The 25,119-nt window shown below is 53.6% G+C and carries 21 protein-coding genes; 8 read left to right on the top strand and 13 right to left on the bottom strand.

The genetic code is table 11. The features are described from left to right. Positions 1-30: 30 nt before the first annotated feature. The 8 genes from A1WG_RS07340 to A1WG_RS07375 all read right to left on the bottom strand — a co-directional run bounded on the left by A1WG_RS07340 (position 31) and on the right by A1WG_RS07375 (position 8,367). On the bottom strand, positions 31-570 hold the full coding sequence (locus tag A1WG_RS07340) for a DUF2058 domain-containing protein (protein ID WP_024191844.1): 540 nt from the start codon (positions 568-570) through the stop codon (positions 31-33). Between the two features lie 100 nt (positions 571-670). Next, positions 671-1,882, bottom strand: coding sequence for a 3-(3-hydroxy-phenyl)propionate transporter MhpT (gene mhpT / locus A1WG_RS07345; RefSeq protein WP_024191843.1), 1,212 nt, complete (start codon positions 1,880-1,882; stop codon positions 671-673). 214 nt (positions 1,883-2,096) lie between these two features. Further along, positions 2,097-3,110 carry a 4-hydroxy-2-oxovalerate aldolase gene (mhpE, locus tag A1WG_RS07350; protein ID WP_001515848.1) on the bottom strand — a complete coding sequence of 338 codons (1,014 nt, stop codon included), beginning with the start codon at positions 3,108-3,110 and terminating at the stop codon, positions 2,097-2,099. Further along, positions 3,107-4,057 carry an acetaldehyde dehydrogenase gene (mhpF, locus tag A1WG_RS07355; RefSeq protein ID WP_001515847.1) on the bottom strand — a complete coding sequence of 317 codons (951 nt, stop codon included), beginning with the start codon at positions 4,055-4,057 and terminating at the stop codon, positions 3,107-3,109. The genes mhpE and mhpF overlap by 4 nt, the downstream gene beginning before the upstream one ends. Next, on the bottom strand, positions 4,054-4,863 hold the full coding sequence (mhpD, locus tag A1WG_RS07360) for a 2-keto-4-pentenoate hydratase (protein WP_001515846.1): 810 nt from the start codon (positions 4,861-4,863) through the stop codon (positions 4,054-4,056). The genes mhpF and mhpD overlap by 4 nt, the downstream gene beginning before the upstream one ends. A gap of 9 nt (positions 4,864-4,872) precedes the next feature. Further along, positions 4,873-5,739, bottom strand: a complete 867-nt coding sequence (gene mhpC / locus A1WG_RS07365; RefSeq protein ID WP_000121912.1) for a 2-hydroxy-6-oxonona-2,4-dienedioate hydrolase — start codon at positions 5,737-5,739, stop codon at positions 4,873-4,875. A gap of 17 nt (positions 5,740-5,756) precedes the next feature. Beyond that, on the bottom strand, positions 5,757-6,701 hold the full coding sequence (mhpB, locus tag A1WG_RS07370) for a 2,3-dihydroxyphenylpropionate/2,3-dihydroxicinnamic acid 1,2-dioxygenase (protein ID WP_000543454.1): 945 nt from the start codon (positions 6,699-6,701) through the stop codon (positions 5,757-5,759). 1 nt (position 6,702) lies between these two features. Next, positions 6,703-8,367 (bottom strand): bifunctional 3-(3-hydroxy-phenyl)propionate/3-hydroxycinnamic acid hydroxylase, encoded by a 1,665-nt coding sequence (locus tag A1WG_RS07375; RefSeq protein ID WP_001515845.1) that lies wholly within the window; start codon positions 8,365-8,367, stop codon positions 6,703-6,705. A 190-nt stretch (positions 8,368-8,557) separates the two neighbouring features. Between A1WG_RS07375 and A1WG_RS07380 the strand changes: the two genes are divergently transcribed. The 7 genes from A1WG_RS07380 to lacA all read left to right on the top strand — a co-directional run bounded on the left by A1WG_RS07380 (position 8,558) and on the right by lacA (position 17,547). Continuing rightward, positions 8,558-9,391 (top strand): DNA-binding transcriptional regulator, encoded by an 834-nt coding sequence (locus A1WG_RS07380; protein WP_001515844.1) that lies wholly within the window; start codon positions 8,558-8,560, stop codon positions 9,389-9,391. Positions 9,392-9,505: 114 nt separating this feature from the next. Then, entirely contained in the window at positions 9,506-10,282 is a 777-nt protein-coding gene (locus A1WG_RS07385; protein ID WP_001515843.1) for an MBL fold metallo-hydrolase, read from the top strand. A gap of 19 nt (positions 10,283-10,301) precedes the next feature. Further along, positions 10,302-11,255 carry an OI-19-encoded virulence regulator OvrA gene (locus A1WG_RS07390; protein ID WP_016242601.1) on the top strand — a complete coding sequence of 318 codons (954 nt, stop codon included), beginning with the start codon at positions 10,302-10,304 and terminating at the stop codon, positions 11,253-11,255. 36 nt (positions 11,256-11,291) lie between these two features. Then, positions 11,292-12,374, top strand: coding sequence for a LacI family DNA-binding transcriptional regulator (locus A1WG_RS07395; RefSeq protein ID WP_024191842.1), 1,083 nt, complete (start codon positions 11,292-11,294; stop codon positions 12,372-12,374). Between the two features lie 122 nt (positions 12,375-12,496). Next, the gene (locus A1WG_RS07400) at positions 12,497-15,571 is read left to right on the top strand and encodes a beta-galactosidase (RefSeq protein WP_001515840.1); all 3,075 of its coding nucleotides are present in this window, start codon (positions 12,497-12,499) and stop codon (positions 15,569-15,571) included. A 51-nt stretch (positions 15,572-15,622) separates the two neighbouring features. Next, complete coding sequence (gene lacY, locus A1WG_RS07405; RefSeq protein WP_001515839.1) at positions 15,623-16,876, top strand: lactose permease; 1,254 nt, start codon at positions 15,623-15,625, stop codon at positions 16,874-16,876. 65 nt (positions 16,877-16,941) lie between these two features. Continuing rightward, entirely contained in the window at positions 16,942-17,547 is a 606-nt protein-coding gene (gene lacA, locus A1WG_RS07410) for a galactoside O-acetyltransferase (protein WP_001515838.1), read from the top strand. A gap of 90 nt (positions 17,548-17,637) precedes the next feature. Here lacA and codA read toward each other — a convergent pair whose 3' ends face one another. Then, on the bottom strand, positions 17,638-18,921 hold the full coding sequence (gene codA / locus A1WG_RS07415) for a cytosine/isoguanine deaminase (RefSeq protein ID WP_001515837.1): 1,284 nt from the start codon (positions 18,919-18,921) through the stop codon (positions 17,638-17,640). Next, the gene (gene codB / locus A1WG_RS07420) at positions 18,911-20,170 is read right to left on the bottom strand and encodes a cytosine permease (RefSeq protein ID WP_000076244.1); all 1,260 of its coding nucleotides are present in this window, start codon (positions 20,168-20,170) and stop codon (positions 18,911-18,913) included. Before codB ends, codA begins: the two co-directional genes overlap by 11 nt. A 100-nt stretch (positions 20,171-20,270) precedes the next feature. On the opposite strand from codB, the gene A1WG_RS24885 reads away from it, so the two are divergent. Beyond that, a complete protein-coding gene (locus tag A1WG_RS24885; RefSeq protein ID WP_187415368.1) occupies positions 20,271-20,420 on the top strand; it encodes a hypothetical protein in 150 nt (49 codons plus the stop codon). A gap of 80 nt (positions 20,421-20,500) precedes the next feature. Here A1WG_RS24885 and prpE read toward each other — a convergent pair whose 3' ends face one another. Genes prpE through prpC form a run of 3 tightly spaced genes read right to left on the bottom strand, consistent with a single transcriptional unit; the run spans position 20,501 to position 25,081 of the window. Then, positions 20,501-22,387 carry a propionate--CoA ligase gene (gene prpE, locus A1WG_RS07425; protein ID WP_001515836.1) on the bottom strand — a complete coding sequence of 629 codons (1,887 nt, stop codon included), beginning with the start codon at positions 22,385-22,387 and terminating at the stop codon, positions 20,501-20,503. A gap of 39 nt (positions 22,388-22,426) precedes the next feature. Beyond that, complete coding sequence (locus A1WG_RS07430; RefSeq protein ID WP_001515835.1) at positions 22,427-23,878, bottom strand: bifunctional 2-methylcitrate dehydratase/aconitate hydratase; 1,452 nt, start codon at positions 23,876-23,878, stop codon at positions 22,427-22,429. Positions 23,879-23,911: 33 nt separating this feature from the next. Further along, on the bottom strand, positions 23,912-25,081 hold the full coding sequence (gene prpC / locus A1WG_RS07435; protein ID WP_001285922.1) for a bifunctional 2-methylcitrate synthase/citrate synthase: 1,170 nt from the start codon (positions 25,079-25,081) through the stop codon (positions 23,912-23,914). Between the last annotated feature and the right edge of the window lie 38 nt (positions 25,082-25,119).

The following is a 25,119-nucleotide window of genomic DNA, read 5'->3' as shown; positions in this document are numbered from 1 at the left end:
CCTTATAAGGCAATTTAGCCTTTGGTATTATCACCACATCAAATCATCAGGCACTTTGAAATCGGCATACGGATCTTCTTCATCCTGCTCTTCAGCGCTGAGTGCGCTGTGTAATACGATACTGCTGGCATCGCGCTGGGCGATCTTATCGGCAACGCTTGCCGGAATAATCGCATATTCACTTTCGCTATTGTTATCGACCTGCAATCGGGCAATCGCCAGGCGTCCATTAATCAACTGCGTTTGCGTAAGCTTATCGACAAAAATCTTCTTAATCAGATTACCGTCAGTGAAGTTAAAACCGATATCGCCATTGGCAATGGTGATACGATTCATTTCAATGAGCTGCTTCACCTGGGCTTTATATTCTTTCGCTAACGCCGCTTGTTTTTGTTGTTCGCTAAGTTGTTTATCGCGCTCAAGCTGTGCCTTTTTATTTTCTTCTACCGCCGCCCGCGCTTCACGCGCCTGAACACGCGATTTTTTCGCCGTTCTCTCAACCTTCGCTGCTTTTTTGCTGGTGACTAATCCCGCTTTGAGCAACTGCTCCTGTAAGGTAAGTTTTGCCATCTTTGTTTCCAAACCCGATGAATAATTTTTAGCGAGTATACCTGTAAACGCCGTGGGTGTATTGGGGGAAGTCCCTTTCTCCCCTGCTTGATAAAGCGCGTCAGGCATCAGTGCACGCCTGCATTCGTGTTTTCCGGCTCATCAAAATAAACACCGCTAACCCAGCAACAAGAATGCCCGGTGCAGAAGCTACCATTACGCCGACCGTGCCGGTACCTAAGGCCAGCATTTTCCCGGCCAGCAACGGACCACTCATTGCTCCAAGACGCCCAACCGCCACGGCGGTTCCCACACCGGTTGCGCGGATCTGCGTGCTATAAAACAACGGTGCCAGCGCATACAAAACGCTTTGCCCACCTGTCGCAAACAACCCAGCGCCGAACCCCGCCAGCAACATACCGCTAAACGACGACACCGTTCCCAGCGCCAACAGCGAAGCTAACATGCCGCTATAAATCAGTAGCGACATGGTCATTGGACGCAGCTTATCCATCAATGCGCCCAACATTAACGTCCCGCTTGCCGCCCCCATTTGCAGTGCAAACATCACCCCTGCCGCCTGCGACGGCAAGAATCCTTGCTCCACCAAAAGCAGCGGTAGCCAGTTGATCAACATGTAGACCACCAGCAGCGTGAAGAAATAACACAACCACAACAGTAGGGTCGCGGTTGCCGTGGCTGGCGCAAATAACGCACGCAGCGGCGGCGCGGCCTGTTTTTCACCAGCGAAAACCGCCGACTCCGGCAGCCAACGCATTAACAGCGGCACCAGAATCAACGGCACCACACCGCCTACCCAAAATACCGTCTGCCAGGCTAAATTTGCTCCAGCGAAACCCAGCGTAGCCGCCAGCGCCGCGCCAATGGGGACACCGCAATACATCAGGCTCACCGCCGTCCCGCGAAAACGTGGCCCTGCCGCTTCAGACGTCAGGGCGATGAGATTCGGCAACGCCGCCCCCAGCCCGATACCGGTCAAAAGCCGCGCAAAGACCAGAGAGGGAAAATCCCATGCCATAGCGGTCGCTAGCGAGAACAGACCAAACAGCGCAACTGCACCAATCAAAATACGTTTACGACCGTAACGGTCCGCCAGCATCCCGCCAACCAACGCGCCGGGTAGCAAACCGAGTATTCCGGCGCTGAAGATCCAGCCCATTTGCATTTTATCGAGTGCGAAGGCCTGGGCGATACCTGCCGCCGCAATGCCAGCCGCCTGAAGATCCAGCCCTTCCATCAGGGCAACCAAAAAACAAAGCCCAATGGTAAGCATCAGGCGGGATGAAGATGATAAAGGGGTACGAGTCGACATAAGATGAACCTCGTTGCGGGTGCAGGTGAATCGCGGCTGATGCATTGCCAACCGCGTAATCAGAACCATTTAATGACAGCCTCCGGGCGAAATGTAGGCCGGATAAGGCGTTCATGCCGCATCCGGTAGTCGTGCACAGATGCCTGATGCGACGCTGACGCGTCTTATCATGCCTGGGATGGGCATACAAAATGCACGTTGTCGGCAGTCATCATTATTTGTTGTTGCGCAGATCCAGCGCCACGTCGACGATCATATCCTCCTGGCCGCCAACCATCCGGCGTTTGCCCAGCTCAACGAGAATATCCACCGCACTTAAGCCGTAACGCGCCGCTGCCGTTTCACAGTGACGCAAGAAACTGGAGTAAACGCCAGCGTATCCCAACGCCAGCGTTTCGCGATCGACACGTACCGGACGATCCTGCAACGGACGCACCAGGTCGTCAGCGGCATCCATTAACGCATAGAGATCGGTCCCATGCTGCCAGCCCAGTTTATCCGCGGCGGCAATAAACACTTCCAGCGGCGCGTTACCTGCACCCGCGCCCATCCCCGCGAGGCTGGCGTCGATGCGGTCACAGCCCTCTTCCACCGCCGCGATAGAGTTCGCCACGCCAAGACTCAGGTTATGGTGAGCATGCATGCCGGTTTGCGTTTCCGGTTTCAGCACCGCTTTCAGGGCGCGGAAACGGTCACGGATATCGCTCATGTTCATCGCACCGCCAGAATCCACCACATAAATACAGGTCGCACCGTAGCCTTCCATCAGCTTTGCCTGCTTCGCGAGATTCTCCGGCGTGGTCATGTGGCTCATCATCAGAAAGCCAACGGTATCCATTCCCAACTCACGGGCATACTGAATATGCTGGGCGGAAACATCAGCTTCGGTGCAGTGGGTCGCCACGCGCACCACCCGCGCGCCAGCCTGCCAGGCATTTTTCAGATCGTGAATAGTGCCAATTCCTGGCAGCAACAACGTCGCGATTTTGGCGTGCTTCACCACATCCGCCGCTGCTTCAATCCATTCAAGGTCGCTATATGCACCGAAACCATAGTTAAAACTGGAACCCTGCAAACCATCACCATGAGCCACTTCAATCGAATCCACGCGAGCATCATCCAGTGCTTTGGCAATCTGGCGGACATTTTCCAGCGAATACTGATGACGAATGGCGTGCATACCGTCACGCAACGTGACGTCCGAGATATAAAGTTTTTTACCGTTCATGCCGCTTCTCCTGCCTTGCGCGCCAGTGACTGGGCCATTTTTTCTGCTGTCGCCAGCGCACTGGAAGTCATAATGTCGAGGTTGCCTGCGTAGGCAGGCAGATAATGCGCTGCGCCTTCGACCTCCAGCCAGACCGCCGTTTTCAGACCGGAGAACTGACCAACGCCCGGTAAATTAACCGGTGTATCCTGCGGGATGACTTCAAACTGCACGCGCTGTTTCAGGCGATAACCCGGTACGTAAGCCTGCACCGCCTCAGCCATTTCATTGATTGAGGCTTCGATATCATCTTGTGAAGCTTCATCGCTCAATACATACACCGTGTCGCGCATCATCAACGGCGGCTCTGCCGGATTAAGCACAATAATCGCCTTCCCTTTTGCCGCGCCGCCCACGACTTCAATGGCTCGCGAGGTGGTTTCCGTAAATTCATCGATATTGGCACGCGTGCCGGGTCCGGCAGATTTACTGGCGATAGAAGCGATAATTTCGGCGTAATGAACACGCGCCACACGTGAAACAGCCGCCACCATCGGAATAGTTGCCTGGCCGCCGCAGGTGACCATATTGACGTTCAGTTGATCGACGTTTGCATCGAGGTTAACCACCGGCACACAGTAAGGGCCGATGGCAGCCGGCGTCAGGTCGATTAAGCGAATATCCGGTTTCGCTTCGCGCAGAGCGGCATCGTTTTTCACATGCGCGCCCGCGCTGGTAGCATCAAAGACAATGTCGATATCAGCAAATTCAGGCATGTTCATCAGCCCGATCACCCCTTCATGGGTGGTGGCGACGCCCATACGTCTGGCACGTGCCAGACCGTCGGACTGAGGGTCAATGCCGACCATCACCGCCATCTCCAGATGCTGACCGTGACGCAAAATTTTAATCATCAGATCGGTACCAATGTTGCCAGAACCGATAATGGCGACTTTACGTTTACTCATGACAGACTTCCTTTTGGGGCCGCATTTGAAAATGTCGCAGCAACTGAGCCTATGCCTTCGATATGGGCTTCAAAACGATCGCCCGCATTTACCGCCACCATCGGACCTAATGCCCCGGTAAGAATGATATCTCCGGCGCGCAGCGGTTCACCCAGGCTGACCATTTTGCGTGCCAGCCAGACGGCGGCATTAAGTGGATGCCCCAGGCATTCGCTGCCGCGCCCGCTGGAAACCTCTTCGTTATTACGCGTCATCGTCATAGCGCAGTTTTTCAGGTCTAACCCTGCCGGACGTTGCGCCGGACCGCCGATGACATACCCCCCGCAGGAGGCGTTATCTGCCACGGTATCGACAAACTGAATCGACCAGTCGCGAATACGGCTGCCCACCACTTCCAGCGCCGGAAGCACCCATTCAATGGCGTTATACAGTTCGTTAAACGTGGTATCGGTCGCGGGCAAATCGCGGTTTAGCACCAGTGCGATCTCCGCTTCAATGCGGGGTTGCAAGACGCGGGAAAAAGGAATGGTTTCGTTATCGCCATAACACATGTCGGCAAATAATGTTCCGAAATCCGGTTGATCAACCCCCAGTTGTTGCTGCACTTTCGGATGCGTCAGTCCCACTTTACGCCCCACAACGCGACGCCCCTGCGCGACATCATGTTGCACATTGATGCGCTGAATCGCGTAGGCGGCTTTCGCGTTTTCAATACCAATCAAATCGCGCAGCGGCGCAATCGCTTCGCCCTGCTCTGCGGCGCGGCGTAAATCCGCCGCCAGTTGCTCAAGAGTATGCTTCGTCATGACCGTTCCTTAAGGACGTGCGAGGAAATTCAGCACCAGTTGATTGAAAGCGTCGGCATGTTCCCACTGCGCCCAGTGACCACAGTCGCGGAAGATATGCAGTTCAGAACCGGCGATACCGGACAGCAAACGCAGCCCCGCATCCATCGGCACAAAACGGTCGTTACGCCCCCAGACAATCAGGGTTTGCGCTTTAATTTCCGCCAGACGTGGACCAAAATCCGGGAACTGTTTCGGATTGGCTTCCAGGCTCTTAACGAAGTTATCCAGGTGATCGCGGCGCGACAGCATATTATTCAGGCGTGCTTCAAACAGAGCGTCGGTCAAATCGCTGGTATCGAAAACGAAGATATCCATCATCAGCTTCAGGTTTTCGATAGTCGGCTGACGATAAAGCTGATTCAGTCGCTTAATGCCTTCAGTTGGCATCGGCGTAAACAAACTCATGCCACCTGTACCGCCGCCCATCAGCACCAGTTTGCCGACGCGCTCCGGCCAGTTAAGAGTAAACGCAACAGAACTGTGCCCACCCATCGAGTTGCCCAGTAGGTGGATTTTGCCGATATCCAGTTGATCCACGACGCTTTTCAGGATGCGCGCATTGAGATCCGATCGCGAACCACTGTTAACGATCGAATCACTCTTACCCCATCCAGGACAATCCAGCAGGATCACCCGATAGCCCGCCTCTACCAGCGGATCGATATTGCGGCTGAAGTTCGCCCAGCCAGTAGCCCCCGGGCCGGAACCGTGCAGCAGGACAACGGTTTCGTCGCCTTGTCCGCTGTCATTAAAATGGATGCGTAGCGTTTTACCCGCTTCTTCTACATTCAGAAAACGGCTGGTGGCGGCTTCGGTTTGTGGCTGATAACTCATCATCTTCTCCTGCATATTCAGTTCTGTGTTCTGGCGCTTAACGAGCCAAATCCGGCAATCCACTCCGGGATTGGGCGGTAATAACGCCCTTCGCTACGCCAGTTGCCAAACGCAGAAATAGCGGCAAAAGCAGCGACCCAGGTTTTGATTTCATGTGTCGACTTTCCGGCAATGGCGGAAAGCTCTTCGTTACTGACGGCATCCAGTTCCTGTATGCGTCCCTGCTCCAGCAAAGTCATGAACTGGTTATCCCAAATCGGGTTAAGCGGATGCAGAGTTCTCTGATCCTCAACAAACTTCTCAGCGGCGTTAATCACCCGTTGCTGGCGCATTTCGCGCTCATTGGCGGGCAAATATTTCCCACTACCCAACAGACGATCGCGCATATGGGCATCGGCTTTTGCCAGTTCGGGCACCGGCGGCTGATGGGAAAGCCCACCGGAACCAAGAAACAGCACGCGTTTATTCAGACTACTGGTGAAACGACCAATCGCTTCACCCATCATTCGGGTTCGCTGAAAACCGGGCAGCGGCGTGGCGACGCCGTTGATGAATACAGGCAGGACCGGCACCTTATCCAGCCCACCGAGCAAAAACTCCAGCGGCTGGGCGAACCCATGATCCACCTGCATACAGTAAGAAACGGCAAGATCGATCCCGTTCTTCATTACGGCATGCGCACAAGCCTCCGCCAGCTCCACAGGCACGGGTAGCTCTCCCGCCGCACTGCCGAAATCACCAATTGCCGTCGCTCCGACGCCTAAACAGAACGGTGGCATCACGTCATAGAAAAAACCGTTGTAATGATCTGGCGCAAACAGCACCACCAGTTCAGGGGAGAAAGCCGCAATGCGCTCGCGGGCACTGGCAATCACGCCATTGACCTCATCGAGTACCTCTTGCGCCGGGTCGACATACCCCACCAGCGGCGAGTGGGAAAGACAATGAAGATAAGCGTGCATATCAGGCTACCTTTTCGACAGAAACGTCGGCATCAGGGCGGTTCAGTGTCATCACCGACGCCAGTTTATTCAGCGTATTACCCAGAGTTTGCGGAATGGCGATGGCGGCAACAAAGCGATCCGGGCGCATCACCACCAGCGAAGCATTATGTTGTGCGAACCAGCTACGCAGGCGACCTTGCATATCACCCAGGCGCAGCACTCCGTCGTGGTTATCCTGCGCGATATGAATTTGCACTTCTGGCACCACCTGAATGAAGCGTGTGCCCAGCGCGCGCCACTGCTGGATTTGCTCGTTGCTCATCCCCCACAGCGGATTGCATCCCCAGCCAATCACCGCGAAGTTCGCGCCGATCGCATTATCGAGCAGTGTTACGTCACCGTTTTCCAGCGTGACTTTCGGCTGAATAAACATCTTGCCGACCGGAGAGTGCTTCGCCTCGCCCTCACGTACCAGCGCACCGGCGTAGTATTGCGGCATCGGCTTGAAGCGCATTTCGAGGAAGTAGCGTTTTACTGGCGGCAAGTAATTCAGCAGCCAGGAAACGCCGTCACGCAAGCTGCCCTGCCAGCGTTTCGGAGGAGCCAGTACGTTGCCCGCCGTCACCGACAGGTCAATCATCGCTTTGGCGTGATCGCGACGTTCTTGTTGATAGGTATCGAGCAGCGCATCGCGAGCTTTCCCCTGGATAACCAACGCCAGTTTCCAGGCGAGGTTAAAGGCGTCGCGCATACCACTGTTATAGCCCTGCCCCTGCCATACCGGCATGATGTGCGCGGCATCGCCCGCCAGCAGTACGCGGTCAATACGAAAACGTTGCGCCAGCCGCGCGTTGTGGGTGTAAACACGCTGGCGAATCAATTCGACGTTGTCCGGATTAGGCAGCACTTTGCTTAACAGCTCGCGCATATTTTGCGGCTCGCAGAGCTGTTCTTCGGTTTCTCCCGGCATCACCATAAATTCAAAGCGACGTACCGCATGAGGCAGAGCCGCAGAAACATACGGGCGCACCGGATCGCAACACAAATAGATATGCGGCGTACTTAACGGATCGTTGGCGATATCCACCACAATCCACTGATTTGGTGCGGTTTTACCTTCAAACGGTACATTCAGGGTACGGCGGACAAAACTTGCTCCACCGTCACAGGCTACCAGCCACTGGGCTTTGACGGTTTCCCGCTGCCCTTCTGCCGTTTTCAGATGCAAGGTCACTTCGTCATCTTGTTGGCTGAAGGCCTCCAATTCGCGGGAAAACAGGCAGCGCACATTCGGAAAACGCGACAACCCTTCCAGCATCACTGCATCGACCTGCGGCTGAATAAAGGCGTTACGGCGCGGCCAGCCAAATTCATCGGTCATTGGCTGAATATCGGCAAAACAGCGACCTTTTGGGGTGAGGAAACGCATCGCGTGCCACGGCGTAGTATGCGGTAAAACATTATCAACGAGGCCGACCGACTGCATGGTGCGCAGCGCCTCGTCATCAATACCAATCGCACGGGGATAATCGATCAGTTTGTCGAGTTTCTCCACCACCAGCACGTCAATGCCCATCTGGCCGAGATAGTTCGCCATCATCAACCCGACCGGACCGGCACCAGCGATCGCCACCTGAACGCAATGGTTAACAGCAGGCTGGATGTCAGGGTGTTGTATTGCCATTTCAGTACCTCACGACTCGGACAAAATGCCGTTGCGCGCACAGTACAGCGCAACTCGTTTTGTTAAAAACATGTAAATGATTTTTTATTGTGCGCTCAGTATAGGAAGGGGGTTTTCGGCTACAATCAAAACATGTCTGAGTGTGCACCAAGTGCACAACGTTGTTTTAACTATATAAATGTCAATTAATATGCAGAAAGATGAGCAGACGGAATACAAAACCGTGCGCGGCTTAACCCGCGGTCTAATGTTATTAAATATGTTAAATAAACTCGATGGCGGTGCCAGCGTCGGGCTGTTGGCGGAGCTCAGCGGCCTACATCGCACCACTGTGCGGCGACTGCTGGAAACGCTGCAGGAAGAGGGATATGTCCGCCGCAGTACCTCCGATGACAGTTTTCGTCTGACCATCAAAGTGCGGCAATTAAGCGAAGGATTTCGTGACGAACAATGGATTTCTGCACTGGCGGCCCCGCTACTGGGCGATCTGTTGCGCGAAGTGGTATGGCCGACAGATGTGTCCACGCTGGATGTTGACGCAATGGTAGTACGCGAAACCACCCACCGTTTCAGCCGGTTATCCTTTCACCGGGCGATGGTCGGGCGACGTTTACCGCTGCTGAAAACCGCCTCAGGACTGACCTGGCTGGCCTTTTGCCCGGAACAAGAACGCAAGGAGTTAATCGAAATGTTAGCCGCCCGCCCCGGTGATGACTATCAACTGGCACGAGAACCGTTAAAGCTGGAAGCCATTCTGGCACGCGCGCGCGAAGAGGGTTACGGACAGAACTACCGCTGCTGGGATCAGGAAGAGAAGATCGCCTCCATTGCCGTGCCCCTACGCAGTGAACAACGGGTGATTGGCTGTCTGAATCTGGTGTATATGGCGAGCGCAATGACCATCGAACAGGCAGCGGAAAAGCATCTTCCGGCACTGCAACGGGTGGCAAAACAGATCGAAGAAGGTGTGGAATCGCAGGCTATTCTGGTGGCCGGACGGCGAAGCGGCGTGCATTTACGCTAGCGACGTCAATGTGTAATTTGGCCCATTCTCATCGTTATTCGCCCATTTGCCCACATGCACAGTACGGGCTGCACGCTACGCTAATGACATCAATACTGTGATGTGGAGCAAATCATGAAAATTACTCAAATTCGTAATGCCACCCAAATTATCCAATACGCTGGCAAAACATTTCTTATCGACCCGTTACTCGCGCCAAAAGGAAGTTATCCGGGTTTTGCCGGAACGGCACGCGCAGAAATCCGCAATCCAACGGTAGAATTACCGTGTGATTTAACAACGTTACTCAACGTTGACGCCCTAATCGTGACCCATTTGCATGAAGATCACTGGGACGAAACAGCCTCCCGCGTTGTCCCCAAAGATAAACTGATTTATGTGCAAAATGAGCAAGATGCTGAATCACTGCATAAACAAGGATTTACGCATCTTACCGTACTTACCGACGAGACTAAATTTGGCGATATAACTCTGCATAAAACGACAGGGCAGCACGGCTCCGATCGCACCTATGCCGACCCGGCTATGGCGAAGCGTTTAGGCGCAGCCTGCGGCGTTGTTTTCCGGCATCCGACAGAGAAAACGCTCTATCTGGCTGGCGATACCCTCTGGCGTGACGACGTCGAGGCTACAATGCTAACTTTCCAACCAGAAGTGGTTGTGTTGAATGCCGGATTTGCGCATGTTCTGGGGCATGGTGCGATAATTATGGGAGCAGAAGATATTCTCAAAACACATTTTACCCTGCCAGAAGCGCAAATTGTCGCGACACATATGGAGGCCGTAAACCACTGTTTGCTGACGCGTGATGCGCTCAAAGAATACGCCAGAGATAATCAAATTATCGAATTTGTGAACGTACCAGAAGATGGTGAAACGTTGACATTCTAATTCGGAGATAAAGAGTGTTATGCGCCCGCTGACTGTTGCCATTATCGCCGTTGCCGGTTTTAGTCCTTTTCACCTTTCCGTACCGTTTATCGTGTTTAGCGAAAAAATGGCGAAAAAAAAACGCTTTCACGTGATTATCTGCGCTGAAAAGCCGGGAAACGTGGACTCTGCCGATGGGTTTTCCGTAACCGCCACCCATGACTATACCGCAGTCATACAAGCGGATATTGTGATAATTCCTTACTGGGGAACAATTACACAAAAACCGCCACAAAAACTGCTGGAAGCCTTAACGACCGCACAGGATAACGGGGCACAGATTGTCGGGCTTTGCCTGGGCACGTTTGTGCTCGGCTATGCAGGTTTACTGAAAAATAAGCGTGCAGCCACGCACTGGGAGTTCGAACGTGAATTTCAGGCACGTTTTCCAGAAACACATCTGGATATTAACGCGTTGTATGTAGACGATGACGGCATTATTACCTCTGCCGGTACTGCCGCGGCGCTGGATTGCTGTTTGTATATTGTTCGGCAACATTTTGGCAGCGACTATGCTAACCACATTGCCCGACGGATGGTCGTACCGCCATATCGCACCGGCGGTCAGGCGCAGTTTATTGAGCAACCGGTGCCGAAAAATACCCATGATGAACGCATCAACCTCCTGCTGGACTACCTGCGGCAAAACATTGCGCAACAGCATGATCTCGACTCGCTGGCGCAGCGAGTAATGATGAGTCGCCGCACACTAACCCGCCATTTTATGAAAGCGACCGGTTCGAGTATCGCTGAATGGCTCATCACTGAACGCTTACGCCGTAGCCAGGAACTGTTGGGTTCCAGTCAGTTGCCCGTTGAGCGGATAGCGGCTGAGGTGGGCTTCCTCTCACCTGTGACGTGGCGTCAGCATTTTAAATCTCACTTCGGCGTCAGCCCCGCCGAATGGCGCAAAACCTTTCGTGGTATGGCATGATAGCGCCCGGAAGAGAGTCATTTCAGGGTGGTGAATGTGAAACCAGTAACGCTATACGATGTCGCTGAGTATGCCGGTGTGTCTTATCAGACCGTTTCCCGCGTGGTGAATCAGGCCAACCACGTTTCTGCGAAAACACGGGAAAAAGTGGAAGCGGCAATGGCAGCGCTGAATTACATTCCCAACCGCGTGGCACAGCAACTGGCAGGCAAACAGTCGTTGCTGATTGGCGTTGCCACGTCCAGTCTGGCTCTGCACGCACCGTCACAAATTGTCGCGGCAATAAAATCCCGCGCCGATCAACTGGGAGCTAGCGTCGTAGTCTCGATGGTGGAACGAAGCGGCGTCGAAGCCTGTAAAGCGGCGGTACACAATCTTCTCGCGCAACGCGTCAGCGGTCTTGTCATCAACTACCCGCTGGATGAGCAAGATGCCATTGCTGTGGAAGCCGCCTGTGGTAACGTGCCCGTTTTGTTTCTTGACGCCTCTGACAAGTCACCCGTCAACAGTATTATTTTTTCCTATGACGACGGTACGCGGCTGGGCGTGGAGCATCTGGTCGAGTTGGGTCACCAGCAAATCGCGCTGTTAGCCGGTCCATTAAGTTCTGTCTCGGCGCGTCTGCGCCTGGCTGGCTGGCATAAATATCTCGGCCACAATCAACTTAAGCCAATAGCAGAGCTTGAAGGTGACTGGAGCGCAATATCGGGTTTTCAGCAAACCATGCAGATGCTGAATGAGGGCATCATCCCTACCGCAATGCTGGTTGCTAACGATCAGATGGCGCTGGGCGCAATGCGCGCCATTACCGAGTCCGGGCTGCGCGTCGGTGCGGATATCTCGGTTGTGGGATACGACGATACCGAAGATAGCTCGTGTTATATCCCACCACTCACCACCATCAAACAGGATTTTCGCCTGCTGGGACAAACCAGCGTGGATCGCTTGCTGCAATTCTCCCAGGGCCAGGCGGTGAAGGGAAATCAGCTATTACCCGTGTCACTGGTTAAACGAAAAACCACGCAACCTCCGAACGCGCAAGCAGCCTCTCCCCGCGAATTGGCCGATTCTTTAATGCAACTGGCGCGACAAATTTCACGACTAGAAACCGGACAGTGAGCGCAACTCAATTAATGTGAATCAGCTCACTCATTAGGCACCCCAGGCTTTACACTCTGTGCATCTGGCTCGTATGTTGTGTGAAATTGTGAGCGGATAACAATTTCACACAGGATACAGCTATGACCATGATTACGGATTCACTGGCCGTCGTATTACAGCGTCGTGATTGGGAAAACCCAGGCGTTACCCAACTCAATCGCCTTGCAGCACATCCCCCTTTTTCCAGTTGGCGCAATAGCAAAAAAGCCCGTGATAATCACCCTTCCCGTCAATTGCGCAGTCTGAATGGTGAATGGTTATTTACCTGGTTTCCGGCACCGGAAGCGGTGCCGGAAAGCTGGCTCGAACGCGATCTCCCAAAAGCCGATAATATTCCGGTGCCGTCAAACTGGCAGATGCTCGGTTACGACGCCCCCATTTATACCAACGTGACCTACCCCATTACGGTGAATCCGCCGTTTGTTCCCGCAGAAAACCCAACGGGTTGTTACTCGCTCACATTTAATGTTGATGAAAGCTGGCTCCAGGATGGCCAGACGCGGATTATCTTTGATGGTGTTAACTCGGCGTTTCACCTGTGGTGTAACGGACGCTGGGTTGGCTACGGCCAGGATAGCCGCCTGCCGTCTGAATTTGACCTGAGCGCCTTTTTGCACGCCGGAGAAAACCGCCTCGCGGTGATGGTGCTGCGCTGGAGTGACGGCAGTTATCTTGAAGATCAGGATATGTGGCGAATGAGCGGCATTTTCCGCGACGTCTCGTTGCTGCACAAACCGACCACGCAAATCAGCGATTTCCATGTTGCTACCCATTTTAATGACGATTTCAGCCGCGCCGTGCTGGAGGCTGAAGTGCGCATGGGTGGCGAGTTGCGCGACTTTCTGCGGGTAACAGTTTCTTTGTGGCAAGGTGAAAACCTGGTCGCCAGTAGCACCGCACCTTTCGGCAGCGAAATTATCGATGAGCGCGGCAGTTATACCGATCGCGTCACGCTACGTCTGAGCGTCGAAAATCCGGCGCTGTGGAGCGCAGAACTCCCGAACCTTTACCGTGCAGTTGTTGAACTGCACACCGCCGACGGTACGCTGATTGAAGCGGAAGCCTGTGATGTTGGCTTCCGTCAGGTACACATTGAAAATGGTCTGCTGTTGCTGAATGGCAAACCGTTGCTGATTCGCGGCGTTAACCGCCACGAGCATCACCCTCTGCGCGGTCAGGTCATGGATGAGCAGACGATGGTGCAGGATATCCTGCTAATGAAGCAGAACAACTTTAACGCCGTGCGCTGTTCGCATTATCCGAACCATCCGCTGTGGTACACGCTGTGCGACCGCTACGGCTTGTATGTGGTGGATGAAGCTAATATCGAAACCCACGGCATGGTGCCGATGAATCGCCTGACGGATGATCCGCGCTGGTTACCGGCGATGAGCGAGCGCGTAACGCGGATGGTACAGCGCGATCGCAATCACCCGTGCGTGATTATCTGGTCGCTGGGTAATGAATCCGGTCACGGTGCTAATCACGACGCGCTCTATCGCTGGATAAAATCCGTCGATCCCTCCCGTCCGGTGCAGTATGAAGGTGGCGGAGCAGACACTACGGCTACCGATATTATTTGCCCGATGTATGCCCGTGTGGATGAAGATCAGCCCTTCCCGGCAGCACCGAAATGGTCAATCAAAAAATGGCTTTCACTGCCTGGTGAGTTGCGCCCGCTGATCCTTTGTGAATACGCCCACGCGATGGGCAACAGCCTCGGCGGCTTTGCCAAATACTGGCAGGCATTTCGTCAGTATCCGCGTTTACAAGGCGGCTTCGTCTGGGACTGGGTCGATCAGTCACTGATTAAATATGATGAAAACGGCAACCCGTGGTCGGCTTATGGCGGTGATTTTGGCGATACACCGAACGATCGCCAGTTTTGCATGAACGGTCTGGTCTTTGCCGACCGCACGCCGCATCCGGCGCTGACGGAAGCAAAACACCAACAGCAGTTTTTCCAGTTCCGCTTATCCGGGCGAACAATCGAAGTCACCAGCGAATACCTGTTCCGTCATAGCGATAACGAAATCCTGCACTGGTCGCTGGCGCTGGATGGCAAGCCGCTAACGAGTGGTGAAGTGCCTCTGGCTGTCGCGCCACAAGGAAAACAGTTGATTGAATTGCCTGAACTGCCCCAGCCGGAGAGTGTCGGGCAACTTTGGCTCACGGTACAGGTGGTGCAACCAAACGCGACCGCGTGGTCAGAAGCCGGACACATCAGCGCCTGGCAGCAATGGCGACTGGCAGAAAACCTCCGCGTAACGCTCTCGTCTGCGCCCCACTCCGCCCCGCAACTGACCACCAGCGAAACGGATTTTTGCATCGGGCTGGGTAATAAACGTTGGCAATTCAACCGCCAGTCAGGTCTTCTTTCACAAATGTGGATTGGCGATGAAAAACAACTGCTGACCCCGCTGCGCGATCAGTTCACCCGAGCGCCGCTGGATAATGACATTGGCGTAAGCGAAGCGACTCGTATTGACCCGAACGCCTGGGTAGAGCGCTGGAAAGCGGCAGGCCATTACCAGGCAGAAGCAGTGCTGTTGCAGTGTACCGCAGATCGGATTACCGACGCGGTACTGATTACGACTGCCCACGCGTGGCAGTATCAGGGGAAAACCTTATTTACCAGCCGGAAAACCTACCGTATTGATGGACACGGTGAGATGGCCATCAGCGTGGATGTTGAAGTAGCAGGTGATACGCCGCATCCGGCGCGGGTGGGCCTGACCTGCCAACTGGCACAAGTCGCAGAGCGGGTTAACTGGCTCGGATTAGGGCCGCAAGAAAACTATCCCGACCGCCTTACTGCGGCCTGTTTTGACCGCTGGGATATGCCGTTGTCAGAGATGTATACCCCATACGTCTTCCCGAGCGAAAACGGTCTACGCTGCGGAACTCGCGAATTGAATTATGGCCCACACCAGTGGCGCGGCGACTTCCAGTTCAATATCAGCCGTTACAGCCAACAACAACTGATGGACACCAGCCATCGCCATCTGCTGCACGCGGAGGAAGGGAGCTGGCTGAATATCGACGGTTTCCATATGGGGATTGGCGGCGACGACTCCTGGAGTCCGTCAGTTTCGACGGAATTCCAGTTGAGCGCCGGTCACTACCATTACCAGTTGATCTGGTGTCAAAAATAATAATAACCGGGCAGGCAATGTCTGCCCGTATTTAGCGTAAGGAAATCCATTATGTTCTATCTAAAAAACACAAACTTTTGGATGTTCGGCTTATTCTTTTTCTTTTACTTTTTTATCATGGGGGCCTATTTCCCGTTTTTCCCGATTTGGCTACATGACATCAACCATATCAGCAAAAGTGATACCGGCATTATTTTTGCTGCTATTTCTCTGTTCTCCCTGTTATTTCAACCGTTGTTTGGTCTGCTTTCTGACAAACTCGGGCTGCGCAAATATCTGCTATGGATTATTACCGTCATGTTAATGATGTTTGCGCCGTTCTTTATTTTTATCTTTGGCCCACTGTTACAATATAATATTATATTAGGTTCGATTGTTGGCGGCATTTATCTTGGCTTCTGTTTTAACGCGGGTGCACCGGCAGTAGAAGCATTTATCGAGAAGGTCAGCCGTCGCAGTAATTTCGAATTTGGTCGCGCGCGGATGTTTGGTTGCGTTGGCTGGGCGCTGTGTGCCTCAATTGTCGGCATCATGTTCACCATCAATAACCACTTTGTCTTCTGGCTGGGTTCCGGCTGTGCGCTCATCCTCGCCGTTCTGCTTTTTTTCGCCAAAACAGATGCACCTTCTTCCGCCACGGTTGCCAATGCCGTAGGTGCAAATCATTCCGCATTTAGTCTTAAACTGGCGCTGGAGTTGTTCAAACAACCGAAACTGTGGTTCTTATCGCTGTATGTTATTGGTGTTTCCTGCACCTACGATGTTTTTGACCAACAGTTTGCTAATTTCTTTACTTCGTTTTTCTCCACTGGTGAACAGGGTACGCGGGTATTTGGCTATGTCACAACAATGGGTGAATTACTTAACGCTTCGATTATGTTCTTTGCACCACTGATTATTAATCGCATCGGTGGGAAAAATGCCCTGCTGCTGGCTGGCACCATTATGTCTGTGCGTATTATTGGCTCATCGTTCGCCACCTCGGCGCTGGAAGTGGTTATTCTAAAAACACTGCATATGTTTGAAGTACCGTTCCTGCTGGTGGGCTGCTTTAAATATATTACCAGCCAGTTTGAAGTGCGTTTTTCGGCAACAATTTATCTGGTCTGTTTCTGCTTCTTTAAACAACTGGCGATGATTTTCATGTCTGTTCTGGCGGGCAATATGTATGAAAGCATCGGTTTCCAGGGCGCTTATCTGGTGCTGGGTCTGGTGGCGCTGGGCTTTACCTTAATTTCCGTATTCACGCTTAGCGGCCCAGGCCCGCTTTCCTTGCTGCGTCGGCAGGTGAACGAAGTCGCTTAAGCAATCAATGTCGGATGCGGCGCGAGCGCCTTATCCGACCAACATACCAGAGCGGAATAATCGTAATGAACATGCCAATGACCGAAAGAGTAAAAGCAGGAAAGTTATTTACCGATATGTGCGAAGGTTTACCTGAAAAAAGACTTCGTGGGAAAGCGTTGATGTATGAGTTTAATCACTCACATCCATCGGAAGTTGAAAAAAGGGAAAGCCTGATTAAAGAAATGTTTGCCACGGTAGGAGAAAATGCCTGGATAGAACCACCTGTTTATTTCTCTTATGGTTCCAATATCCATATAGGCCGCAATTTTTACGCAAATTTTAATTTAACCATCGTCGATGACCACACAGTCACTATCGGTGATAACGTACTGATTGCCCCCAACGTTACCCTTTCCGTTACCGGGCACCCTGTACACCATGAATTGAGAAAAAACGGAGAGATGTACTCTTTTCCGATAACGATTGGCAATAATGTCTGGATTGGGAGTCATGTGGTCATTAATCCAGGCGTCACCGTCGGAGAAAACTCTGTTATTGGCGCGGGCAGTGTCGTAACAAAAGACATTCCGCCAAATGTCGTTGCTGCAGGCGTTCCCTGTCGGGTTATTCGCGAAATAAACGAGCGTGATAAACAGTATTATTACAAAGATTATAAAGTTGAATCTTAAGGTTAAATAAGCACAGGAACAAAAGAAGGTAGCAGAGTAATGAATCATGGTAGCCACTGACACAAGTCAGTGGCTGTTCACCCCAGACGATTACCGTTTGTAGTCAATGGCTTCCGGCTGATCCAGATATACAGTGGTTTGTGCCGGTTGTGTACTGGCAATCACCTTACCGCCACGTACCGAATAACGTACCGGAACCTGACGACGCAGCGCGTCAAACCCATTTTCTGCAGGCAGGATAATCAGGTTGGCGCTGTTTCCAGCGGAAACACCATAATCCTGTAAATTGAGCGTTCTGGCACTATGATGGGTGATTAAATTCAGACCATCGTTAATCTGCCCGTAGCCCATCAACTGGCAAACATGCAGCCCCATATGCAGCACTTGCAGCATATTCGCCGTTCCCAGCGGATACCACGGATCGAAGACATCATCGTGACCAAAGCAGACGTTAATGCCGGACTCCAGCATCTCTTTGACGCGCGTAATGCCGCGACGTTTTGGATAAGTATCAAAACGTCCTTGCAGATGAATATTGACCAGCGGATTGGCAACAAAGTTAATGCCGGACATTTTCAGCAAGCGGAACAAGCGCGAAGTATACGCCCCGTTATAAGAGTGCATTGCGGTGGTGTGGCTGGCGGTGACGCGCGCGCCCATTCCTTCACGGTGCGCCAGCGCGGCAACAGTTTCGACAAAACGCGACTGCTCATCGTCTATCTCATCGCAGTGAACATCGATCAGGCGGTCGTATTTTTGCGCCAGCGCGAAGGTTTTATGCAGCGACTCCACGCCGTATTCGCGGGTAAATTCAAAATGCGGAATCGCCCCCACTACGTCAGCTCCCAGGCGTAGCGCCTCTTCCAGCAACTCTTCACCGTTGGGATACGACAAAATCCCTTCCTGCGGGAAGGCGACGATTTGCAGGTCAATCCACGGCGCGACTTCCTGCTTCACTTCCAGCATCGCTTTCAGTGCAGTCAGGGTTGCGTCGGAGACATCTACATGGGTACGCACATGTTGAATGCCGTTGGCAATCTGCCATTTCAGCGTTTGCCAGGCGCGTTGCTTAACGTCGTCATGGGTTAATAACGCTTTGCGCTCGGCCCAGCGTTCAATGCCTTCAAACAGCGTGCCGGACTGATTCCAGTTCGGTTGCCCGGCAGTTTGCGTGGTGTCCAGGTGAATATGCGGTTCCACAAACGGCGGTAAAACTAAACCTTTCTCAGCATCCAGACTGTTTTCAGTCACGGGCATGACGCCGGATTGCGCATCAATGGCGCTGATTTTTCCGTCCTGCAGATGAATCTGCCACAGCCCCTCTTTGCCGGGTAACCGGGCGTTAATAATTGTCTGTAAAGCGTTATTCGACACTGTTAGCCTCCACATGCGTCATTGCTGCTGTCGTTCTGCGATTCAAAATCGGGTTAAGGATCAGATAGCTCAGCGCGCCACCTAATACAGCGTTGACCGGAACAATCCCCGGTAACCAGTGGCCTGCGGCAATCCCCAGCGCGACAGCCAGAATCGCCACCCAATTGACACTCATCATACGCGTGGTCGCAAAGTGCTCATAGCGGCGGCGGTTCATCAGATAGTCCGCGATGATTACGCCGCCAACGGGAGGGATAGCTGCCGAAAGAAAGGTCAGCCAGCCGACAAAATTGTTGTACAGCCATAATGCGCAGACCGTACCGATAATACCGTTGATGACCGAAAGGGTTTTGCTCGACATACCAGTAATGTTGGCGAAACCTAAACCCGACGCATAGAGCGCGTTATCGTTGGTGGTCCAGATATTCAACCCCAGCACCACAATCGCAGGCAGCAGCAGACCCTGAGCAATCATCACATCAGAGATATCTGCCATGCCCAATGCCGCAGCACCTGCCGCACCGAAAATAAACATTAACGAGTTGCCGAGGAAAAAGGCCACCATTGCCACCAGCACCGCCAGTTTGGCATTGCGACCAAAACGGACAAAGTCGGCAGTGAGCGTACCTGCACTGATAAATGAACCGACAACCAGCGCCAGCGCGACATTGAAATCTAGCGGTTGTGCGGGAACGACCGCTTTTAATGCCTCCAGACCGCCCATGCCGTTAACGGCCAGCCACACGGAATAACCGCCAAGACAGGCGATCGCCGGAACCGCAATTACAGAAAGAACTGTCAGCGCCGAAATGCCAAAGAACACGGTGACGGTCATCAGTAAACCAGAGACGGCGATGAGCAGATTAATATCCAATCCCGTCGCCTTGCCCACCGGAATGGCAAACATCGCCACGCCAACACCAAACCAGCCAACCTGGGTGCCGCCCAGCAGCAGTGAAGGTAACCATGAACCTTTAACACCAAAAGAGAAGCGAGCAAGAAGATGGGTCGTCAGGCCGGTTTTTGCGCCAATGTAGCCAAGAAATGAAGTGTAAATACCGAGGAGAAGATTACCGATGAGGACTGCGAGGAAGAAATCATGATAGCTAAGACCGGTTCCGAGAGTGCCGCCGGTCCACATACTGGCGGAAAAGAAGGTTAATCCCAGCATGACGAACGTCAATGCCAATACCCCTTTCCGCGCCGACTGCGGGACTGGCCCCTGGCTAAAGTTGTTATCTTGCGACACGAAATTCCTCCGTTTGCTGTTTGAAACCCAAAAAATCCGCCGCATTCTATTCATCTGAAAATAAAAAGCAATCGTTTCCGTGGTGGAATATATTTTTTATATGGATGAGTGCGAAAAAGTGGATAAAAAATTATCTCTGGAAAAACAGTGGGTAGACTTGATAAGACGCGCCAGCGTCGCATCAGGTATCAAAGCACAGTTGTCGGATGCGGCGCGAGCGCCTTATCCGACCTACGGTTCAGACCTGTAGGCCTGATAAGACGCACCAGCGTCGCATCAGGCATCACAGCACAGTTGTCGGATGCGGCGCGCGACGCGTCCGACAATACCTTACTCTTCCATCGCCTGGCGGATCTGATCCAACGACGCGGGATCATCAATGGTCGTCAGATCCCCCGGATCGCGTCCTTCGCAAATGGCCTGGATCGTGCGGCGCAACATTTTTCCGGATCGCGTTTTCGGCAACTGCGAGACAAACCAAACGTGCGCCGGGCGGCCAAAGTTGCCAATCTGGCTGTCCACCAGCGCCATAATTGCCTTTTCTTCGGAGTGTGCCACCTCGCGGTCTTCCAGACTGTCGCTCTCTTTCGGAATAACAAACGCCACCGCCACCTGCCCTTTCAACGCATCTTTCACCCCTACCACCGCCACTTCGGCAACGCCAGGATGACTGGAGATACTCTCTTCAATCTCGCGCGTGCCCAGCCGATGCCCGGCAACGTTAATCACATCATCAGTGCGCCCGAGAATAAAGTGATAGCCGTCAGCATCGCGGATACCCCAGTCAAAGGTGGCATATACCGGACGGGAAAACAGCGACCAGTATGTCTTCACAAAGCGGTCGTCGTCACCCCAGATAGTCTGAATACAGCCCGGCGGCAGCGGCCCTTCCACCACCAGCATCCCTTTCTCATTCACGCCGCACGGTTCGCCAGTAGCTTCGTTGAGCAACTGCACATTGTAGCCATACATCGGCACGCCGGGGCTTCCCAGACGCGTCGGCCTGTCGTCCAGGCCTCGAGCAATCGCCATAATCGGCCAGCCGGATTCGGTCTGCCAGTAGTTGTCGATGACCGGCACATCCAGCGTATTGCTCACCCAACTGGCGGTCGGTTCATCCAGCGGTTCTCCTGCCAGATAGAGCACTTCCAGCGACGAGAGATCGTGTTTACGAATTTCAGCAGTAGGAAATTTTTTCAGCACGCGAATAGCGGTCGGCGCTGAGAACATGCGGCTCACCTGATATTTCTCGACAATTTTCCACCACACGCCACAGTCCGGCCAGGTCGGCAACCCTTCGTAAACAATGGTCGCCATCCCCGCCAGCAGCGGTGCATAGACAATATAAGAATGCCCCACCACCCAGCCGATATCCGACGCGCAAAAGAACACACCGCCCGCTTTGCCACCAAAAATGGTTTCCATTGAGGTTGCCAGCGCCACCGCATAACCGCCGACGTCACGCTGCACGCCTTTAGGTTTTCCGGTCGTGCCGGAGGTGTAGAGAATGCAGGAAGTTTCGTTAGATTCCAGCCAGGCGACCGGCACCCGCGCGCCGATGTGCTGATGACGCAACGAAGCGAAATCAACATCCCGCCCGCTGACGCGCGCCATTTTCGCCAGCCCGCGATCCACCAGCAAAACGTGGCGCGGTTGGTGCTGCGCCTGCTTTATCGCATCATCGAGCAATTTTTTATAGGGAATGATTTTGCCGCCACGCGCCCCGGCATCTGCCGAGACAATCAGCACCGGTTTGGCGTCGTCGATTCGCGCCGCCACGCTGTGCGAAGCAAATCCACCAAATACCACCGAGTGAATAGCACCAATCCGCGCGCAGGCCAGCAGGGTAATGTGCGCTTCGGCAATCATCGGCATATACACCAGCACCCGATCGCCGCGCTGCACGCCCAATGAGCGCAACATTGACGCCACCGCGTTCACTTCGTCATATAACTGGCGAAAGGTAAACGTGTGCTCTTCTTCTGTTTCCGAAGAGACGGCAATCAGCGCCAGCGCCTCTGGCTGTTTCTCCAGCCAGCGGTCGACGGCGTTGTGGCACAAATTGGTTCGGCCTTCACAAAACCAACGGGCAAACGGCGGATTGCTGTGATCGAGCGTTTGCGTAAAGGGCGTCTGCCAGTCGATACGCAGGGCCTGCTCGGCCCAGAACTGCTCCGGTTCGTTAATCGAACGCTGATAAAATTCGCTAAAAGACATAATGCTCTCCTGTTGAACTTACGCCTTACCGCCGTTTGCTTAAATCACGTACAGGTCGAGATACTCATTGACCGGCATCTGCTCGAGGCGAGTTCTGTCGAGAGAAACCGCCAGAATGTGCTGCTGCTGGCGAGTCGGAAACTGGCGCGCAAGGTTGATTTTGAATTTATCGACCAGCTTCGGAATGCCATCCTGACGGCGGCGGGCATGACCAATTGGGTACTCCACCACCACTTCTTCAAAGCGCGTACCGTCGGTGAACTCAAGGGTAATGGCGTTGGCAATAGCGCGTTTTTCCGGGTCGTGGTAGTCGGCAGTAAACGCCGGATCTTCAAAGCAAGTGATCTTCTCGCGCAGGGCGTCGATGCGTTTATCTTGCGCAACCTTGTCTTCGTAATCTGCCGCCGTTAAGCGCCCAAACAGCAGCGGGATCGCCACCATGTACTGAATGCAGTGGTCGCGGTCAGCCGGGTTATTGAGCGGCCCTTTTTTGTCGATGATGCGAATACAGGCTTCGTGGGTGCGGATGGTCACTTTTTCGATATCCGCCGCTGTTTTACCTGCAGCCTGCATCTGTTCATAGAGCGTCATCGCCGCTTCAACTGCCGTCTGGGAGTGGAACTCCGCCGGGAAGGAGATTTTGAACAGCACATTTTCCATAACGTAGGAACCGTACGGACGCTGGAAGCGGAACGACTCACCTTTGAAGGAGACGTCGTAGAAGCCCCACACCGGCGCAGTCAGGGCTGACGGATAACCCATTTCGCCGGTTTTCGCCATCAGCGCCAAACGTACCGCGCGGGATGTGGCATCGCCCGCCGCCCAGGATTTACGCGTGCCGGTGTTCGGCGCATGACGATAGGTGCGCAGCGACTGACCGTCCACCCACGCCAGCGAAACAGCGTTGAGAATTTCCTCGCGGGTCAGGCCGAGCATTTCGGCCACCACGGCGGTGGAAGCCACTTTCACTAACAAAACGTGGTCGAGGCCGACGCGATTAAAGGCGTTTTCCAGCGCGATGCAGCCCTGAATTTCGTGGGCTTTGATCATTGCGGTCAGCACGTGCTTCATGGTCAATGGCGCTTTGCCGCTGGCGACCGCGTTGCGGGATAACCAGTCCGCCGTGGCGAGAATACCGCCGAGGTTGTCGGAAGGATGGCCCCACTCCGCTGCCAGCCAGGTATCGTTGAAATCGAGCCAGCGGATCATCGCACCGATGTTAAACGCAGCCTGGACAGGGTCGAGCTGGAACTGAGTTCCGGGGACACGCACGCCGTTAGGTACGACGGTGCCGGGGACAATTGGCCCCAGCAGTTTTTTACAGGCTGGATATTCCAGCGCTTCCAGACCACAGCCGAGGGTATCGAGCAGGCAGTAATGGGCGGTGTCGTAGGCCACTCTGGAACTGATTTCGTAATTCATGACGTAATCGACAATATCAACGATTTCACGGTCGAATTCCGGGCGGATGTTGTTGATTTGAGCTGACATTGGGTACGTTTCCTTATTGTTATTCGTAGAGGTTTACTGGCGCTTATCCAGCGCAACAAACTGACGGTCTTCCGGTCCAACGTAATTCGCGGAAGGACGGATAATTTTGTTGTCCTGACGTTGTTCAATAATGTGCGCCGCCCAGCCGGTAACGCGAGCGATGACAAACAGCGGAGTGAACATCTCAGTGGGGACGCCCATCATGTTGTAGGAAACGGCAGAGAACCAGTCGAGATTGGGGAACATCTTTTTCGTCTCCCACATCACCGTTTCCAGACGATCGGCGATGTTGTACATCTTCAGTGAACCGCCTTCCTGCGAGAGCTGCTTCGCCACACGTTTGATCACCTGATGGCGCGGATCGGCAATGGTATAAACCGGGTGCCCGAAACCAATGACCACTTCTTTGTTTTCCACGCGTTTACGAATATCCGCTTCGGCTTCATCCGGCGTTTCGTAGCGTTGTTGGATCTCCAGCGAAACTTCATTCGCCCCGCCGTGTTTCGGCCCACGCAGTGCGCCGATTGCGCCGATAATGGCTGAATACATGTCAGAACCGGTGCCCGCAATAACCCGGCTGGTGAAGGTGGAGGCGTTAAACTCGTGTTCGGCGTACAGCACCAGCGAAATTTGCATCGCCTTTTCCCAACTTTGCGACGGCTTTTCGCCATGCAGCAGATGCAGGAAGTGGCCGCCGATGGAGTCGTCATCGGTTTCCGGCTGGATGCGTTCGCCGTTGTGGCTGTAGTGATACCAATAGAGAAGAATCGAACTCAGCGACGCCAATAATTTGTCAGCAATATCCCGCGCGCCTGAGACGGTGTGCCCCTCTTTTTCCGGCAGCGTACAGCCGAGCGCAGAAACGCCTGTGCGCATGACATCCATCGGGTGCGACGCCGCAGGTAAGGCCTCCAGCACGGTACGCACGTTAGCCGGTAAACCACGCAGGGCTTTCAGTTTCGTTTTGTAGGCGGCGAGTTCGTCACGGGTCGGCAGCTTGCCGTGGATCAGCAGATGCGCCACTTCTTCAAATTCGCAATGTTCTGCGAGGTCGAGAATATCGTAACCACGGTAGTGCAGGTCATTGCCGCTTTTACCCACCGTGCAGAGCGCCGTATTGCCCGCCGGAACGCCGGAAAGTGCCACAGATTTTTTCGGTTTAATGACATGGGTACTGTTTTGCAGGATCGTTGTGTCGCTCATGTTGTCCTCGTCATTGTTATCATTTGTAGGGTCGGGAT

The sequence above is a fragment of the Escherichia sp. KTE96 genome (assembly GCF_000408525.1).
Lineage (GTDB): Bacteria > Pseudomonadota > Gammaproteobacteria > Enterobacterales > Enterobacteriaceae > Escherichia > Escherichia marmotae.
This window is presented reverse-complemented; position numbering and strand designations above follow the sequence as displayed.